Source organism: Cobetia sp. D5, assembly GCF_035666195.1.
In the GTDB taxonomy this organism is placed as follows: domain Bacteria; phylum Pseudomonadota; class Gammaproteobacteria; order Pseudomonadales; family Halomonadaceae; genus Cobetia; species Cobetia amphilecti.
On record NZ_CP142020.1, the window covers coordinates 1426897 to 1442287 of the forward strand.

At 61.8% G+C, this 15391-nt stretch carries 13 protein-coding genes; 8 read left to right on the forward strand and 5 right to left on the reverse strand.

The features are described from left to right. Nucleotides 1-45 precede the first annotated feature (45 nt). From U0O11_RS06070 to U0O11_RS06080, 3 genes are read left to right on the forward strand one after another with little or no spacing between them, the layout of a single operon-like run. On the forward strand, nt 46-1737 hold the full coding sequence (locus tag U0O11_RS06070; RefSeq protein WP_324692101.1) for an ArnT family glycosyltransferase: 1692 nt from the start codon (nt 46-48) through the stop codon (nt 1735-1737). 56 nt (nt 1738-1793) lie between these two features. Further along, the gene (locus tag U0O11_RS06075; RefSeq protein ID WP_324692103.1) at nt 1794-3635 is read left to right on the forward strand and encodes an ArnT family glycosyltransferase; all 1842 of its coding nucleotides are present in this window, start codon (nt 1794-1796) and stop codon (nt 3633-3635) included. 2 nt (nt 3636-3637) lie between these two features. After that, nucleotides 3638-4804 (forward strand): NAD-dependent epimerase/dehydratase family protein, encoded by a 1167-nt coding sequence (locus tag U0O11_RS06080; RefSeq protein ID WP_324692105.1) that lies wholly within the window; start codon nt 3638-3640, stop codon nt 4802-4804. Nucleotides 4805-4919: 115 nt separating this feature from the next. Here U0O11_RS06080 and U0O11_RS06085 read toward each other — a convergent pair whose 3' ends face one another. Both U0O11_RS06085 and U0O11_RS06090 read right to left on the reverse strand, forming a co-directional pair. Then, complete coding sequence (locus U0O11_RS06085; protein WP_324692107.1) at nt 4920-6083, reverse strand: NADH:flavin oxidoreductase; 1164 nt, start codon at nt 6081-6083, stop codon at nt 4920-4922. A 399-nt stretch (nt 6084-6482) separates the two neighbouring features. After that, a complete protein-coding gene (locus tag U0O11_RS06090) occupies nt 6483-6980 on the reverse strand; it encodes a hypothetical protein (RefSeq protein ID WP_324692109.1) in 498 nt (165 codons plus the stop codon). Between the two features lie 421 nt (nt 6981-7401). Between U0O11_RS06090 and U0O11_RS06095 the strand changes: the two genes are divergently transcribed. Next, nucleotides 7402-7833: an OsmC family protein gene (locus U0O11_RS06095; RefSeq protein ID WP_324692110.1), complete on the forward strand. Its 432-nt coding sequence runs from the start codon at nt 7402-7404 to the stop codon at nt 7831-7833. Between the two features lie 180 nt (nt 7834-8013). On the opposite strand, the gene U0O11_RS06100 is transcribed toward U0O11_RS06095, so the two are convergent. The 3 genes from U0O11_RS06100 to U0O11_RS06110 are packed head-to-tail and all read right to left on the reverse strand — an operon-like array spanning nt 8014 to nt 10438. Beyond that, nucleotides 8014-9090, reverse strand: coding sequence for a YihY/virulence factor BrkB family protein (locus U0O11_RS06100; RefSeq protein WP_324692112.1), 1077 nt, complete (start codon nt 9088-9090; stop codon nt 8014-8016). A 47-nt stretch (nt 9091-9137) separates the two neighbouring features. Continuing rightward, nucleotides 9138-10088, reverse strand: a complete 951-nt coding sequence (rarD, locus tag U0O11_RS06105) for an EamA family transporter RarD (protein WP_324692114.1) — start codon at nt 10086-10088, stop codon at nt 9138-9140. Beyond that, nucleotides 10085-10438, reverse strand: a complete 354-nt coding sequence (locus tag U0O11_RS06110; RefSeq protein WP_215824197.1) for a DUF1904 family protein — start codon at nt 10436-10438, stop codon at nt 10085-10087. The genes rarD and U0O11_RS06110 overlap by 4 nt, the downstream gene beginning before the upstream one ends. Before the next feature lie 330 nt (nt 10439-10768). Between U0O11_RS06110 and U0O11_RS06115 the strand changes: the two genes are divergently transcribed. The 4 genes from U0O11_RS06115 (at nt 10769) to U0O11_RS06130 (ending at nt 15322) form a co-directional block, all read left to right on the forward strand. Beyond that, nucleotides 10769-11683 (forward strand): nitrilase family protein, encoded by a 915-nt coding sequence (locus U0O11_RS06115; protein WP_153635444.1) that lies wholly within the window; start codon nt 10769-10771, stop codon nt 11681-11683. Then, nucleotides 11683-12384: a pseudouridine synthase gene (locus U0O11_RS06120; protein WP_054555772.1), complete on the forward strand. Its 702-nt coding sequence runs from the start codon at nt 11683-11685 to the stop codon at nt 12382-12384. The genes U0O11_RS06115 and U0O11_RS06120 overlap by 1 nt, the downstream gene beginning before the upstream one ends. A gap of 341 nt (nt 12385-12725) precedes the next feature. Further along, the gene (locus U0O11_RS06125; RefSeq protein ID WP_284892439.1) at nt 12726-13685 is read left to right on the forward strand and encodes an ABC transporter substrate-binding protein; all 960 of its coding nucleotides are present in this window, start codon (nt 12726-12728) and stop codon (nt 13683-13685) included. Nucleotides 13686-13999: 314 nt separating this feature from the next. Further along, nucleotides 14000-15322 (forward strand): dicarboxylate/amino acid:cation symporter, encoded by a 1323-nt coding sequence (locus U0O11_RS06130; RefSeq protein ID WP_324692117.1) that lies wholly within the window; start codon nt 14000-14002, stop codon nt 15320-15322. Nucleotides 15323-15391 lie beyond the last annotated feature (69 nt).

Here is a 15391-nt window from a genome sequence, read left to right on the forward strand (position 1 = left end):
GTCTTGGGGGCGTTGTATCTATCTGTCTCTGCCATCGGGCTTGGCATGCGCATGCCGTGGCCTGCCGATGAGCCACGCTTCGCGCTCAATGGCCTCGAAATGTGGATCACGGGGGACTGGTGGTTGCCACACCGCGCGGGAGAGCTTTATCCCGACAAGCCGCCGATCTTCATGTGGCTCAGTGCCTTGTCCACTGGCTTGGTGGGGGATATCCGCATCGGCTTTGCCCTGCCATCGCTGGTGGCCGGGGCCGCGACTCTGGGGCTGAGCGTGGACCTGATTCGTCGCCTGCATGGCCCGCACACAGCCTTCATTGCCGGGCTGTGGTTGCTCGCGTCAGTGCAGTTCATCCTGCAGGCCCGTACGGCTCAGATCGACATGCTGGTCACGGCTTTCATCCTGCTGGGTAGCTGGGGATTGTTGCGGCATGCATTGCTCAATGATGGCGTGCGCTATTTCTATCTCGGCTGCTTTGCGATGGGGCTTGGCATCCTCACCAAGGGGGTCGGGTTCCTGCCGTTGCTGATGTTGCCTTTCTGGCTGATGGCTGCGCGTCACGCATCGACTTGGCGCAGCAGTGGTCGTCGCGCAGGGCAGCTGACATCACGCGAGCTGCTGATCGGACTCTGCTGGATACTGGCGGCTCCGCTGCTCTGGGTAGGGCCGATGCTGGTGATGTCCTTCGTGTCCGGCGATTCGGAGCTTGCCGCCTATCGCGACAACATCCTGCTCAAGCAGACCGCTGAGCGATACACCGACAGCTGGCATCATCTGAAGCCTTGGCATTACTTCCTGACCAGTGTGATTCCCTGGGCATGGATGCCGCTGCTGCTGACGCTACCCTCGTGGCCGAAGGCACTCGCTCGCCGCTTCTCGCGCCGCGATCTACGAGTCTGGCTGCCCCTGGTGGGTGCGGCATTGATGGTGGTCTTCTTCTCGTTGTCTCCAGGCAAGCGGGGAGTCTATATCCTGCCGGCGCTGCCGCTGTTGGTGATCGGCCTGGCACCCATGTTGCCGGGGTTGTCACGTAAGCCTCATGTCTCCTGGCTGGGGTTTGCACTTTGCGCCGGACTGGCAGGCATCTTCCTGATCGCGGCACTGCTCGGTGTCTTCGGGTGCCCGGCATTGGTGACGCTTGCTGCAAAGGAGGGGGTGGTGCCGTGGGGGTGGTGGGGGCTGCTGGGTGTCAGCGGTATCGCGCTCTGTACCTGTCTGAAACCACGGAACGGCTTGTTGGCCTTGGGGATTTGGCTCGTGGTGTTCTGGAGTCTGTGGGGCACCTGGGGGGCACGATTGATGGACCCGGTTCGCAATCCTGCCCTACTGATGGCGCAGGTTGCCGAGAAGAGCGATTACCAGGCATTGGCCATTCCCGATTTTCGTGAGCAATACATCCTGCAGGCGGGCCAGCCATTGTGGCACTTCGGTTACAAGACGCCGGAGGAAGACCAATTCTCGCGCCTCCATGCATGGCTGAAGGAGGCCCCGCAGAACCGCTGGGTCTTGTTGACACCCCACAAGCTCAAGCGGCATGCCTGTCTGGATGGCGCACAGGCCATCACATTGAATGAGCCGGATGAGCAATGGGTACTGCTACCTGGTAGCGCGGCCGTGAAATGTCAGGGCAGTCCCGATGCTGCGCCGATGTATCTGGCGCCGACCTCGGTCTCGAATGAAGCGGCACAGCTGATCGGACTTCCCCAGCGACATACTCTGATGCCGGAGGTTCAGCCATGAAGTGTCAGAAGCAACTTTCATGTGCGATATCCCTGGTGGGAAGAGGCTCCCATTCGTTGATCAACCTGAATGCCAGCGAACGAATATGTTGGACGCTATGGGGAGTGTTGCTGATGTCAGCAGCGCTGGCACGACCCTATCTGCCCATCGATGAAACTCGCTATGTCTCGGTGGCATGGGAGATGTGGCATGCCGGCAGTGGGTTCGTCTCGACCATGAACGGGGCGGCCTACGCTGACAAGCCGGTACTGTTGTTCTGGTTGATTCACGCCGGATGGGTGGTCTTCGGAGTCAATGATGTCTGGCCAAGATTGGTGATGCCACTGGTCAGTCTGCTGGGTATCTGGCAGATAGGGCGTGTCGCCCGCACCCTGTGGCCGGCCACTGGCCTGGCCGATGCCGAATGGCAGAGACATGAACTTTGGGTACGCATGGTGCGTTGGATACTCGCCGGTTGTCTGATGTGGGTGCTCTATAGCCAGGCCTTGATGTTCGATGTGCTGTTGACGACGTGTCTACTGGGCGCGTTGCGGCCCTGGTGTACACCACAGGGAGGGCAGCCGTTCAGCCTGAGCGTCGTGCTCGAGAGTGGTGTGTGGCTGGGGTTGGCCTTGCTGGCCAAAGGGCCGGTCGCACTCTTGTGGTTTCTGTTGGTGGTCGGCTCGCGCCCCTGGTGGACGCAAGCACAAGCCCGCGAGGTGTGGGTCTGTGAGTGGCGCGGTTGGGTGTTGAGCCTGCTGCTGGGCATCGCGGTGTTGTGCATCTGGTTGCTTCCCGCCGTCATCACTGGCCCTCCCGACTATGTCGAGGATCTGCTTTGGGGCCAGACGGCAAACCGCGTCGTCTCCGCGCAGGATCATGCTCGACCGCCATGGTGGTATCTACCGTGGCTGGCGATGTTGATCTTCCCGCTCAGCCTGCGCCCGCGATTGCTGATCGAGGGGTTTCTGGCCTCGGTTGCTCGGCGGCCAACGTCAGAGCAACCCTTGCTGAAGCTGGGACGCTTCTGGGCACTGGGCGCACTGCTGGTCTTTTCACTTATCTCCGGCAAGCAAGTGCATTATCTGATGCCGCTACTGGTACCGGTGAGTCTGCTGCTGGCCTGGGCTGCTCTGCGCCAGCCTCCGGCTCGCACATCGCTGAAACTGCTGGCGATGATCAGCGGTGGCCTGGGACTGACAAGCCTGGCGTTGGCGGTCATCGTCATGCCCGCAGGCTGGCTGACTGATGCCTCATTTCTGCCGACCAACGCAGCGCTGGTGGCTTCGGGCAACGCAAGCCTTGCGTGTCTCATGGCTGGAGGTAGCTTGCTGGCCTTGATGGTATGGCTATGGCCTTCCGTGGATGAGGCGAGACGCTCCATCACGGCTCAAACACCTGCCGCTGAGTCACTGGGCAATAGCGCGCTGAATGCTCAGCGGCGACTGGCGCTGGGCAGCGTGTTGCTGGTGACCTGCTTGCTGGCCCTGACATTGCGTCCGTTATGGCCACGTCTGGATCAGACTGCCCTGGCTCAATGGGTTCAGCACCATCAACAGGAAGGCCAGGAGGTGGCCGTCGTTGGCTGGGACTATCAGGCAACCTGGCAATTTCTGGGGCGACTGACCCAACCGCTGAAGCAGTTGAAGCGCGATTCGAGTCAGCTGGATTCCTGGCAGACAGCGCATCCCGATGGCTGGCTGATAATCGAGGCTGACAAATGTCTGCGTCTACCCGACACGCGAGGCCCTCTGGCCGGCATGCGTGATTGGTGTCAGGCGGCAGTAGACGATGGAGCCAATGCCACGCCGGTCTTTCATCAGGGACGCCACCGATTATTGACGGTACCCGCAGCGGCATTGGGCGGCCCCTCATCAGCACCAACGGTGTTGGTCATGACCGCTCAGGAGAAACGATGAGCATGAAAATACTGGTAACTGGGGCTGCAGGTTTCATTGGTGCTGCTCTGTGTGAGCGACTCTTGAAGGAAGGCCTGCAGGTCGTCGGTCTCGACAATCTCAACCCCTACTATCCGTTGGCGCTGAAGCAGCACCGCCTGACACGTCTCGAAGCACTTGCCAGGCAGTGCGTTGCTGCCCCCGGGAATGCACGCCGGCTGGGCAGCTTTCGCTTCGTCAAGCTGGATCTTGTCGAACGTGAGGCGCTTCGCACATTGATGCAGGAAGAGGAGTTTGATGTCGTCGTCAATCTGGCGGCCCAGGCTGGGGTGCGCCACTCCATCACTCAGCCTTTTGATTATGTCGACAGCAACCTGGTCGGCTTCGTCAATCTTCTTGAGGCTTGTCGTGACACGGCTCCGAGCCATTTGCTCTATGCTTCCAGCAGTTCCGTTTACGGGGATGATGCCCGTCAGCCTCTGCAGGAATCCCAGGCGGGTGTACGCCCGCTCTCGCTATACGCTGCCACGAAGCGCTCAAATGAATTGATGGCTTACAGCTACGCGCATCTCTATGGTTTACCGGTGACAGGGCTACGCTTCTTTACCGTTTATGGCGCCCGCGGGCGCCCGGACATGGCGCCACTTCGTTTCGCACGCAAGCTGCTGGCCGACGAGGTGATCGATGTCTACAACCATGGACAGATGGCACGTGATTTCACCCATGTCAGTGATATCGTGGAGGGCATCTACCGGCTTATGCACCTGCCGCCGACGCAGGAAATGAATGCCGCTCCCTCGCGTGTCCTGAACCTCGGGCGTGGCGAGCCCATCGCATTGGGGAACTTCATCAATGGCCTCGAGGCAGCGCTGGGTGTCCCGGCTCGCAAGCGTCTGCTGCCGATGCAGCCAGGGGATGTCGAGCGTACCTGGGCAGATACCTCGGCACTCGAGACGCTGACCGGCTTTCGCCCCAGTGTCAGTCTTGCCACAGGGCTTGAGGAGTTGGCTGAGTGGGCGCAGCAGTATCCATCATTGCTGAGAGAAACCGATGATGAGCAATTGCCCCGGGTGAGATGTCCTGACGAAGCAGGCGTCGCTGCAGGTGGACATTCTGGACGCATGACAAAGGCCGGCATGTCCGCCATGACGGCCTTGGCCTTCAGTAGTGGAACTCTCTTGAAGGCCTGAGTGGGATTCAACGGCTGTATATCTGAGTTCAGGTCGAGGAGCGTCCAGCCTACCAACGCAAAGAGCCCCGCCAGTGAACTGGCGGGGCTCTTTGTGTCTTGCCTGTCAGCCGCTATCAGCAGCGACCCTCGCAGTTGGCAGGCTTGTCATTGGCGATGCGCCAGTCTTCCTCGTTGGCCAGCGTGGCCAGCGGCGACAGCATAGAGAAGTCGAACTCGGTGAGGCAGGTGCCGCGTTGTACGCGCTTGGGCCAGTCATGGTTGGCCAGCGCCGAGCGGCCGATGGCGACCAGGTCCGCGTGCTGCAGGGCGGCCTGCGCCTTCGCGACGCTGGCGACATTGCCATTGGTGATCAGGCTCACCTCGGCGGTCTTCTCGCTGCGCACCTGTGCCGCCAGTGCGGTCAGACTGAGGCTGCGCTCGCGCTCGTCGTCTGCTTCGGGGAAGGCGGGGGCATCGACATCACTGCCGGTCAGGTGCAGGAAATCCAGCCCGGCCTCCATCAGCTTGGCGAAGCGCTCGCGGGCCTCGTCAGGTCCGCCCTGCCAGGTGAGGTTCGGTTCGGTCACGGTGCCCTGGGACAGGCGCATGCCGATGGCGAAGTCGGCGCCGACCGCCTCACGCACGCTGCGGATGACTGCCAGCGGGAAGGCCAGACGCGCGATGGCGTCGCCGCCCCAGGCATCGTCACGCTGATTGAAGCGCTCACTGATGAACTGGTGGATCAGGTAGCCGTTGGCACCATGCAGCTCGATACCATCGAAGCCGGCTTCCTTGGCGCGATGGGCGCTGGTGGCAAAGCCGGCGATCGCGTCATGGATCTCCGCTTCGCTGATCTCGCGGGCCAGCGGGAAGGGGCCGGAGCCACCGTAGAAGCTGAGCATCTCGCCACTGGCGCGGCTCTTGGAGGGGGCGACGACCTCATCCTTGAAGCGGTTGTGCTGGGTCTGGGCGCCGGCATGCATCAGCTGGGCGATGATACGCCCACCTTGTTGATGCACGGCGTCGACCACCGGACGCCAGCTGTCCTGCTGCGCCTGGTTGGCCAGCCCCGGCTGGTTGGCGTAGCCCTGGCTGAAGGCTTCATCGGTGTAGATGCCTTCGGTGATCAGCAGCGAGAAGTTGCCCCGCGCGAAATCGCGATAGTAATCGACCATGTCAAAGTGCACCTGGCCGTCATCCTGCGCGCTGGTACGCGTCATCGGGGCGAGCACCAGTCGATTGCTGAGCTCAAGCCCTGCGAAGGCATGGGGGGTGAACAGTGCGGTGGTGTCTGTCATCTAGTACGTCTCCCGCGGAAAGCATTCCGCTGTGGTATCCGGTCGTAGGCCCTGAGCGTCTGCGTGCACAAAGAGGTGAAGATCGACGCAGTGCGGTGGCCTGAATGAATGATCGACGGATCATCTGCATGCCCTATATCGTGCCTGCCGCACCTGGGTGTCACAAGCCGGAACGCTGGAAGGAGAGTGTTGTCGTTTTGACAACCTGTGCATGTAATTGACTGAATTTACGAGATTTTTTCTCAAATAATTCAGGGTTGCTGCATGAAGTGGCAACGCAGTGCTGCTTTCCATGCACATAAGCATATGCGCGCAACGACGCAGGCCCCGCAACCGTGGGTTGCGGGGCCTGCGTCATCAGCGCCAATCGTGCCTATGGCGAGTGCTCAGTGCTGGCGATCACTTGCCGTCGCACTGGGCGTTCTGCTTGCTGCTGCCGGAGGGCGGGCAGCCGAACCAGTTCTCGGTCGGCTTGGCCTGGCCAGTGTTGGCGTGTCGGCCACCCTGGCTGCCGATCTCGCCGCCATCGAGGCTTTTCTGTACCTGGCGTGTGGCGTTGTCCTTGGCTTGCTGGCGTGCCTCGGGCTGTTCGTTCTGTTGATAGTGCGCGCCGTTGTCAGCTGCGCCGTCTGCGGTGCGCTTGGAGTGGCTGGGCGTTGGCTGGCCCTGCGAGGAATGCTGGGAAGAGGCCGCGCCGCTGGTCCCTGTCTCGGTGTTCATCTCGTCGAAGGCCTGGGCCGGGGAGAGGCCCAGCAGGCCCAGCATCACTGCGGCGGCGCCGATGCCACGGCGCAGGCGGGTGCTCGCGGCATGACGCTTGCCTGAGAGCAGATCAGAGCGCTGGCCATGGAGAGAGGCGTTGACGTCAGTGATGTCTGTCGAGGTCTTGTAGAACATGATGAGGGGACTCCTTGCGGGTCTGGCTGCCGGTGTCGGCAGCCGCGCGGGTGAGGGATTCACCGGCGACGTATGAGGTGTCGGCGAATGCTGCGCCAGCTTGCGAGCGCACGATGCCAGACATGAGAGGGTGACGTGAGTGACTGCAACTCGGCGTTGCGCACCAGGTAATCGATAGAACAGTTATCGGGGCACACGGCGGGAATTCAACTCTTGTTCAATAATTGGCTGTGGCGACGGGCGCACTCGCCGGGGTGGGTGGCGTGTCTTGCTCACTCGATTGAGGCGCAGCCGGCATGCGATCGATCAGACACTTGTGATGGCAAAAGGGCAGACGCCCCTTGAAGTCGCGACGCGCCATGACAATGTGAGTGGTACAGGGCAACGGCCCTGAGTGTTCACCCAGGTCAAGGAGACAGGCATGACGATCAAGAAAACCGGTTCCGCGCATTGGGAAGGTAGCGTCAAGCAGGGTAAAGGCACTGTCAGCAGTGAAAGTGGTGCGCTCAAGGATCAGCCTTACGGCTTCAATACGCGCTTTGAAGATGGCGCCGGCACCAATCCCGAAGAGCTGATCGGGGCGGCTCACGCCAGCTGCTTCTCGATGGCGCTCTCGATGATGCTGGGCGAGGCGGGTCATGAGCCCAAGGCCATCGACACCACCGCCACCATCCATCTGGACAAGGATGACAGCGGCTTCAGCGTGACCAAGGTCGCCCTGGTGACCAAGGCCGATGTGCCGGGCATCAGCGAGGCAGACTTCCAGTCCACCGCCGAGAAGGCCAAGGGTGGCTGCCCGATCTCCAAGCTCTTCACCGCCGAGATCTCGCTGGAAGCCTCGCTGGTCAACTGAGGCGTCGCTTGTCGACCCAGTCGTCGCGGGCGAATAGCCGTCAGGCGTCGACCACGACGACAACGATAACGACAGCGACTCGCGTGACCGCAGGCATCATCTCTGCGACGCGAGCATAAAAAACCGCCCTTCGGGGCGGTTTTTTTGTTGTGTGCGCGGTGAGCTTTCCGAGGGCGTGCACTAGCGCTTGTCTGAGCCGCTTTCTGAACCGTTTGCTGAGCCGTTTTCTGCAACCTTGTTTGAACCACTGCTTGACCCTCTGTCTGGGCTCATTGCCAGCTCATCCTCCTCGCTGACCTCGCCGGCATGCTGCATGGCATTGCGGCGCGATTGCAGCCGCGTCAGCGGCTTGCGATCCGGCGTGCGGTACCAGCGAATGTTCTCGCGTGAGCACTGTTCCAGCTCGGCGATCACCTGGGCGCCGAGCAGCAGGATCACGGCGCCGATCTCCAGCCCCAGCAGCAGCACGATCAGCGTCGCCAGCGAGCCGTAGACGGCACCGACGAAGGACAGGTGGGTGAAGTACCAGCTCAAGGCGAGGCGTGTCAGCTCCCACAGGGTGGCCGCGACCAGGCCACCGACCAGCGCGCGGCGGGTCGAGACGCGGGTCTGGGGCAGTATCTTGTAGATGGCGCTGAACAGCCCGAACATGCCGACGATGCTGATCAGATAGATCACCTCGCTGCCGGCATCGCCCAGAGTCAACTCGATACCGGTCAGCAGCGTCAGGGCGTCATTCATCGCCGAGGCCAGCGCCACCAGCAGGGTCAGCGCCAGCAGGCCCGCGCCCAGCACCATCACGAAGGCGTAGGGCAGCAGGGCGGAAATCCAGGCGCTGCGCTTACGAATCACCGGATGCTGATGGAAGATCAGCGCGATGGCGTCTTCCAGCATGCGAAAGGCCAGCCCGGCGAAGAACAGCAAGCCGCCCATGCCGATCCAGCTGATCACCTCGCGATTGGCCAGCAGCTTGCGCACCGCGTCCAGCAGGATATCTTCCTGGCCAGGCCCCAGATGCTGGACCTGAATGGCGATGATGCTCATCAGGCGCGTTTCATCCACCAGGTGCGTCAGCAGCACGCAGAGCAAGGCGAACAGCGGCACGCTGGACAGCAGGATGTTGTAGCCGACGCCACCGGCCAGCAGCACGCCACGGTTGGCGATGAACTGCCCGATGACGCGCAGGGCGAAGGCCAGCAGGCGCGGCAGAAAGCGCAACAGGCGGCTGCTCACGGAGTCTGCAGCAGGGTCTGGCATGACTGGGCATCCTCGCTTTGGTTCGTTAAGTCAGTTCAAGGGTGATATCAGCCGCGCTGCCGGGCGCGATGCTGGAAGAACGTCGAGGCGGTATAGAGCGCCAGACCGGTCCAGATCAGCACGAAGGTGATCAGCATCGTCGGATGCAGGGTTTCCTTGAAGACCAGCAGCGCGATCAGAAACTGCATGGTCGGGTTGATGTACATCAGAAAGCCGACCGTGGCGAGGCGCAGGCGACGCGCCGCACCGGCAAAGGCGAGCAGCGGCAGCGCGGTGAGCACGCCGCTGGACATCATCAGCACGCTGGCGGGTAGCCCCAGCGGGCCGACATCGCTGGCCGTGAAGTGCGATTCGCCGGAGAACCACTGACCGCCGATCAGCAGCAGCGCGAGTGGCGCGAGCATCATCGTCTCGACCAGCAGGCCCGACAGGCCATCCAGCGCGATGCGCTTTCTGAGCAGCCCGTAGGTGCCGAAGGTGACAGCCAGCGAGAGCGTGATCCACGGCAGTTTCGTCAGGCCGATCAGCTGCAGGCTCAGGCCGAGAACGGCCAGCCCCAGCGCGAACAGCTGCACGCGCGTCAGGCGCTCCTTCAGGAACAGCATGCCGAGCCCGACATTGACCAGCGGCGTCATGAAGTAACCCAAGCTTGCCTGCAGTACCTCATGCACCTCCACCGCGTGGATGTAGATGCCCCAGTTGAGCGCGATCAGGATCGAGCAGGCCAGCACCGGTACAAGCTTGCGGGGTTCGGCGAAGGCGGCGCGCACCGGCGACCAGCGCCGGATGACGCTGATCAGCAGCACCATGAACACGCAGCTCCACAGGATGCGGTGCAGCAGCACTTCCCAGGCGGGAATACCCTCGAACAGCGCGAAATAGAGCGGAAAACAGCCCCACATCACATAGGCGCCCAGTCCGAAACCGACGCCCTTGGCGCTCTCGCGGCGCGCCTGCGCCAGACTCTCGGCGCAGGGGCCTGCCTGCTCCCGCCTCATGCGGAGTCGCTCGAACCATCCTGCGCCAGCGGTTTACCTGCGATGTAGTAGCCAGAAGGCTCAAGGGCGATGAAGAAGCTTTCGGCCTCCGGGTAGCCGGCCTCGTTCATGGCCTGTGCAATGGACTGGGCGCACAGATCGCGCACCTTCTGGCCACGTTCGAACCACAGCACCTCGACGAAAGGGAAGGCGTCGACGAGCTGACCATCGAACACATACTGGGTGGTGATGCATTCCAGCGTGAATTCGTCGCGCGCGGTGGCGGTCGCTTCGCTCAGCTGATCGATCAGTGCGCGCGAGACGGGGGCAAGACGGGCAGGCGTGACACCGTGGAAGCGAAGCTGAGGCATGAAGCTCTCCTGTGAGTCGGGATGGGAAGGGGGCGAGCAAGCTCGCGGTGAACAGACGTCGCCGCAACCTGGCGTGGCGGCTTTGCGTTCATCGCCAATATATCACTGGCTTCTGATGCTCACACCCGCCGCCAGGGATTCGTGTGCGTGCTGAGCAGTGCGGTGGTGACAGATCATGCTTTGCCTCTCACATCTGATCGCCACAGACGGTAGAATGAGCGCTTTCAAGGCGTGGCACGACCAGCGGCAGGGTGGGCAAGGCTCACGCCGCCGCGAATCCGCCAGTCGCCACTCAAGCGTCCATTCAGTCAGCAGGGAGGCACGACGACCATGACGACACAGCCACAGGCGACTTCCTCGCAAGCGAATGCTGGTGATGCCTCGCGAGGGGCGACACTGCGTGTCAGCCTGGTGCAGGCGGACCTGCGCTGGGAAGACCCGGCGGAGAACTGCCGTCTGCTCGGCGAGCAGCTGGATGCCGCTGGCCTGGTCATGGGCGCCGATGGCCGCAATGCCGCAACCGATCTGATCGTGCTGCCCGAGATGTTCGCCACCGGCTTCACCATGAACTCGCGTGAGATGGCGCAGCCGATGGAGTCCAGCGAGAGCGTCGACTGGCTCAAGGCACAGGCCATCACCCGTGGTTGCGTGATGACCGGCAGCATCGCGGTGCTGGATGACGGCGAGTGTTACAACCGCATGCTGTGGGCCACGCCCGACGGCGAGGTGACGCACTATGACAAGCGCCATCTGTTCCGCATGGCCGGTGAGCATGAGCGTTATGGCATGGGCTATGAGCGGGTGCTGGTCGAGCTCAACGGCTTTCGGATCCAGCTCTCGGTCTGCTATGACCTGCGCTTCCCGACCTGGCTGCGTCAGCGTCCTGTCATCGGTGGCGTGAGTGCTGCCGAGACCGCCGCCGACAGCGCCTTTGAATATGACCTGCTGCTGTGCGTGGCCAACTGGCCGGGCGTACGGCGTCACCCCTGGCGTACGCTGCTGCAGGCGCGCGCCATCGAGAATCTGGCCTACGTGGTGGGCGTCAACCGTGTGGGTGACGACGCCAACGGGCTGCACTATACCGGCGACTCCATGGTCTGCGACTTCAAGGGCGAGCCCATCCTCGACCCTGCGCCAGACCAGCCCTTCATCGAGACCGTGACGCTTGAACGCGGCGCGCTCGACGAGTTTCGAACCAAGTTTCCGGCGTGGATGGACGCCGATCATTTCACTCTGGAGGCCTGATGCGCCTGGACAAATTCCTTACCGAAACCACGGATCTCAGCCGTAGCGATGCCAAGAAGGTCGTGCACCGCGGCGATGTCACCGTGGATGGTGAGGTAGTCAAGAACACCGCGAGCGCCGTCAAGGATGGCATGCGCGTCGAATGGAATGGCGAGCACCTGGAGCTGATGGGGCTGCGCTATCTGATGCTGTACAAGCCGGCCAATGTGGAATGCACCAGCAAGCCGGGCCTCTATGAGCGCGCGCATGACCTGATCGATCTGCCCAATGTCGAGCGCCTGAGCATCGTCGGGCGTCTTGATGTCGACACCACCGGTCTGGTGCTGATGACAGACGACGGCCAGTGGAACCACCGCGTCACCTCGCCCAAGAAGGCCTGTGCCAAGCGCTATCGCGTCACTCTGGCGCGTCCGCTGGAAGGCGATGAGCTGGCGCGCGCCGTGGAGGACTTCGATCACGGCCTGATGCTGGATGGCGAAGAGAAGCCGACGCGCCCGGCGCGTCTCGAGATGGAAACCGCCACCGTGGGTCTGCTGTGGATCACCGAAGGCCGTTACCACCAGGTGAAGCGCATGTTCGCGGCCATCGGCAATCACGTCGAAGCCCTGCATCGCGAAGCCATCGGGGCTGTCGAGCTGGACCCGGAGCTGGAGCCGGGCGAATGTCGCTTCCTGCGTCCGGAAGAGATCGCCAGTTTCTGATCATTCGCTTCTGGTCGCTAGCTTCGGATTCATCAGCGCATGCGTCATGAAAAAGCCCCGTCATTTTTCACGAATGGCGGGGGCTTTTTCATGCGCGTCGTTGGCCGCCGAGCCTTGTATCGATCCAACGATCGCGCTTAAGGTAGGCAATTGCCTGCTCGTATTGTGAATTCTTTGCTGGAAGTGGGTTTTGCAGAAGTGGTATTTATGCAGAGGCCGTCTTCAATCAAACGCTTGTTTCCAGTATATTCATGACAATGACGTATTCATAACAACAACGAGGAAAGTCCACTATGTCGTCCCCCTTCTTCAAGTCGTCTCCCTTCACCAGGTCCCACCTGATGAAACCCCTGCCGCTGCGCATGGCGCTGGCGGGCAGTGGTCTGCTGCTGGCAACCCTGTCGGCGCCGGCGTCTGCCGCGGAAGATGCCAGTGTCGTGTTCGCGGCGCCGCCATGGCCGGGCGTGACCATGAAGACCGAGATCGCCTCCGAAGTCTTCGAGGCACTGGGTTACTCCCCCACCACCCGCCAGCTGGGCGCGCAGATCACTTACGAAGGCATCTCGCTCGGGGAAGTCGATGTCTACCTGGCCGCCTGGTTGCCGGGGCAGAGCACCATGTACAAGGCGGCTATGGCAAAGGATGCCATGGTCGACTTCGGCAACAACGTGGATGGCGCACGTGCCAATTTCGCCGTGCCACGTTACGTGGCCGAAGCCGGTGTCACCTCACTGCATGACGTCGACAAGCCGGAATTTGCCGACAAGTTCGAGAAGACCATCTATTCCATCGAGATCGGCTCGGGCTCCAGTGAAATCGCCAACCGTGCCGTCGATGAGGATATCTATGGTCTCGGCGATTGGGACCTCAAGGAGTCTTCCACTGCCGGCATGCTTGGGACAGTCGCCAATGCCATCAAGCGTGATGAGTGGGTCATGTTCGTCGGCTGGACTCCGCACTGGATGGGCGTCGAATACGACATGGTGTTCCTCGATGACCCGGAAGACCTCTGGGGCCCGGGTGGTGGTGCCAGTGATGTGAAGACATTGGCCAACAAGGCGTGGTCGGAAGCACATCCCAATGCATCCATCTTCCTGGATCAGATCTCCTTCACCTCCGAGGAGCAGAGTGAACTCATCTATGGCTATGGCAAGGAAGAGCGCCCGCAGGAAGAGGTGGCGGGAACCTGGATGAAGGCCAACCCGGCCAAGGTCAAGGCCTGGCTGGAAGGTGTGACCACCCGTGATGGCGAACCTGCCTGGCCGGCCGTCAAGGAGGCTCTCGGCCTGCCGGAAGCATGATCGACAGCTTGAAAAGGTGCCGCTGATCTTTGCGGATGCAGCACCTTGAATATAGTGGTAAGAACACGAAGCCCGCTCATTGAGCGGGCTTCGTGCGTTCTACAGCAGCGAACGTGTCAAAAGCGTGCGCAGCGTCTGGACGAAAATGGCCTCTGGCGTGCCGCGCAGTAGGGGGTGAATTCGTCGTCATGCAAATCTTGCATGGAAAATCCAAATAAAGAATTGGTCGCGGGATAGGGGCCTGTATCACCATCAGTCTGCACTCTGCGCTGCTTCCACGCGCAGCCAACAATAATGACAAGAAGGAAACACTCATGGCTGATTCAGGCTCTTCCTCCGCCCCGTTGCCACGCTCTCCCGGGCCCATTGCGCGCTTTCTGTCTCCCTGGACACGGCTGGCGCTGTGGAAGCAGATTTTCATCGCACTGGTTCTGGGTCTGGGGCTGGGTATCGTGCTCAACCAGACCGGGCGTGCCGATATCGCCGCCGATATCAAACCGCTGGGTGACCTGTTCATCCGCGGCATCAAGATGCTGATCGTGCCGCTGGTCTTCATCTCGCTGGTCACCGGTGTGGCCTCGCTCAACAACCTCTCCAAGATCGGCCGCCTGAGCGTCAAGACGCTGGTGTTCTATCTGGGCATGACGGCGGTCGCCATCACCATCGGCCTGGGGCTGGCCACTGTCTTCCAGCCGGGCGTCGGGATCGACCTGGGCAGCGCGGCCAATGTCGAGGTGCGTGAAGCGCCGACTGCCGTCGATACGCTGCTCGGGCTGGTACCGACCAATGCCGTCGAGGCCTTCGCCGAAGGCAATGTGCTGCAGATCATCGTCTTCGCGATCCTGTTTGGCCTCTCCATCACGCTGGTGGGGGAGAAAGCCCGTCCGGTACGCGTGTTCTTTGAATCCGCGGCGGAAATCATCTACCGCATGACCAGCATCATCATCGCCTTCACGCCCTACGGTGTCTTCGCCCTGATGACCTGGGTGGCCGGCACCTATGGCCTGGCAATGCTCGCGCCGATGGCCAAGGTGATCGGCATCGTCTATCTCGGCTGCTTCGTGCATGCCATCGTGGTCTATGGCGGCATGTTGCGCTTTCTGGCGCGCTTGAACCCGCTGCGCTATTTCCAGGGCAGTGTCGAGCCGATCATGCTCGCCTTCACCAGCACCTCCAGTTCCGGCACCTTGCCGGTGACCATGATGGCCGCCGAGCAGAACCTGGGCGTCAAGCGGGGTGTCTCGAGCTTCGTGCTGCCGCTGGGCGCGACCATCAACATGGATGGCACCGCGCTGTATCAGGGCGTCTGCGCGCTGTTCATCGCCCAGGCCTATGGCGTTGATCTGGGCATGACCGAATACGTCACCATCATCATGACCGCGACGCTGGGCTCCATCGGTACCGCCGGTGTGCCGGGTGCCGGCTTGATCATGCTCTCGCTGGTGCTGACCTCCGTCGGCCTGCCGCTGGAAGGCGTTGCCATCATCGCCGGCATCGATCGTGTGCTCGACATGGCGCGTACCGGCCTCAACGTGGCGGGTGACTGCGCGGTCAGCTGCCTGGTCGCCAAGAGCGAAGGCGAGCTGGACGAGGAAGTCTTCAATACGCCCCACGTCATGCGCTCAGAGCTCAGTTGAGCGCTCTTGTCTGAACACCAACCGCGTTATCATCATCGGCTTGTCGGCATCCGCGTGATAAGCGTGTCA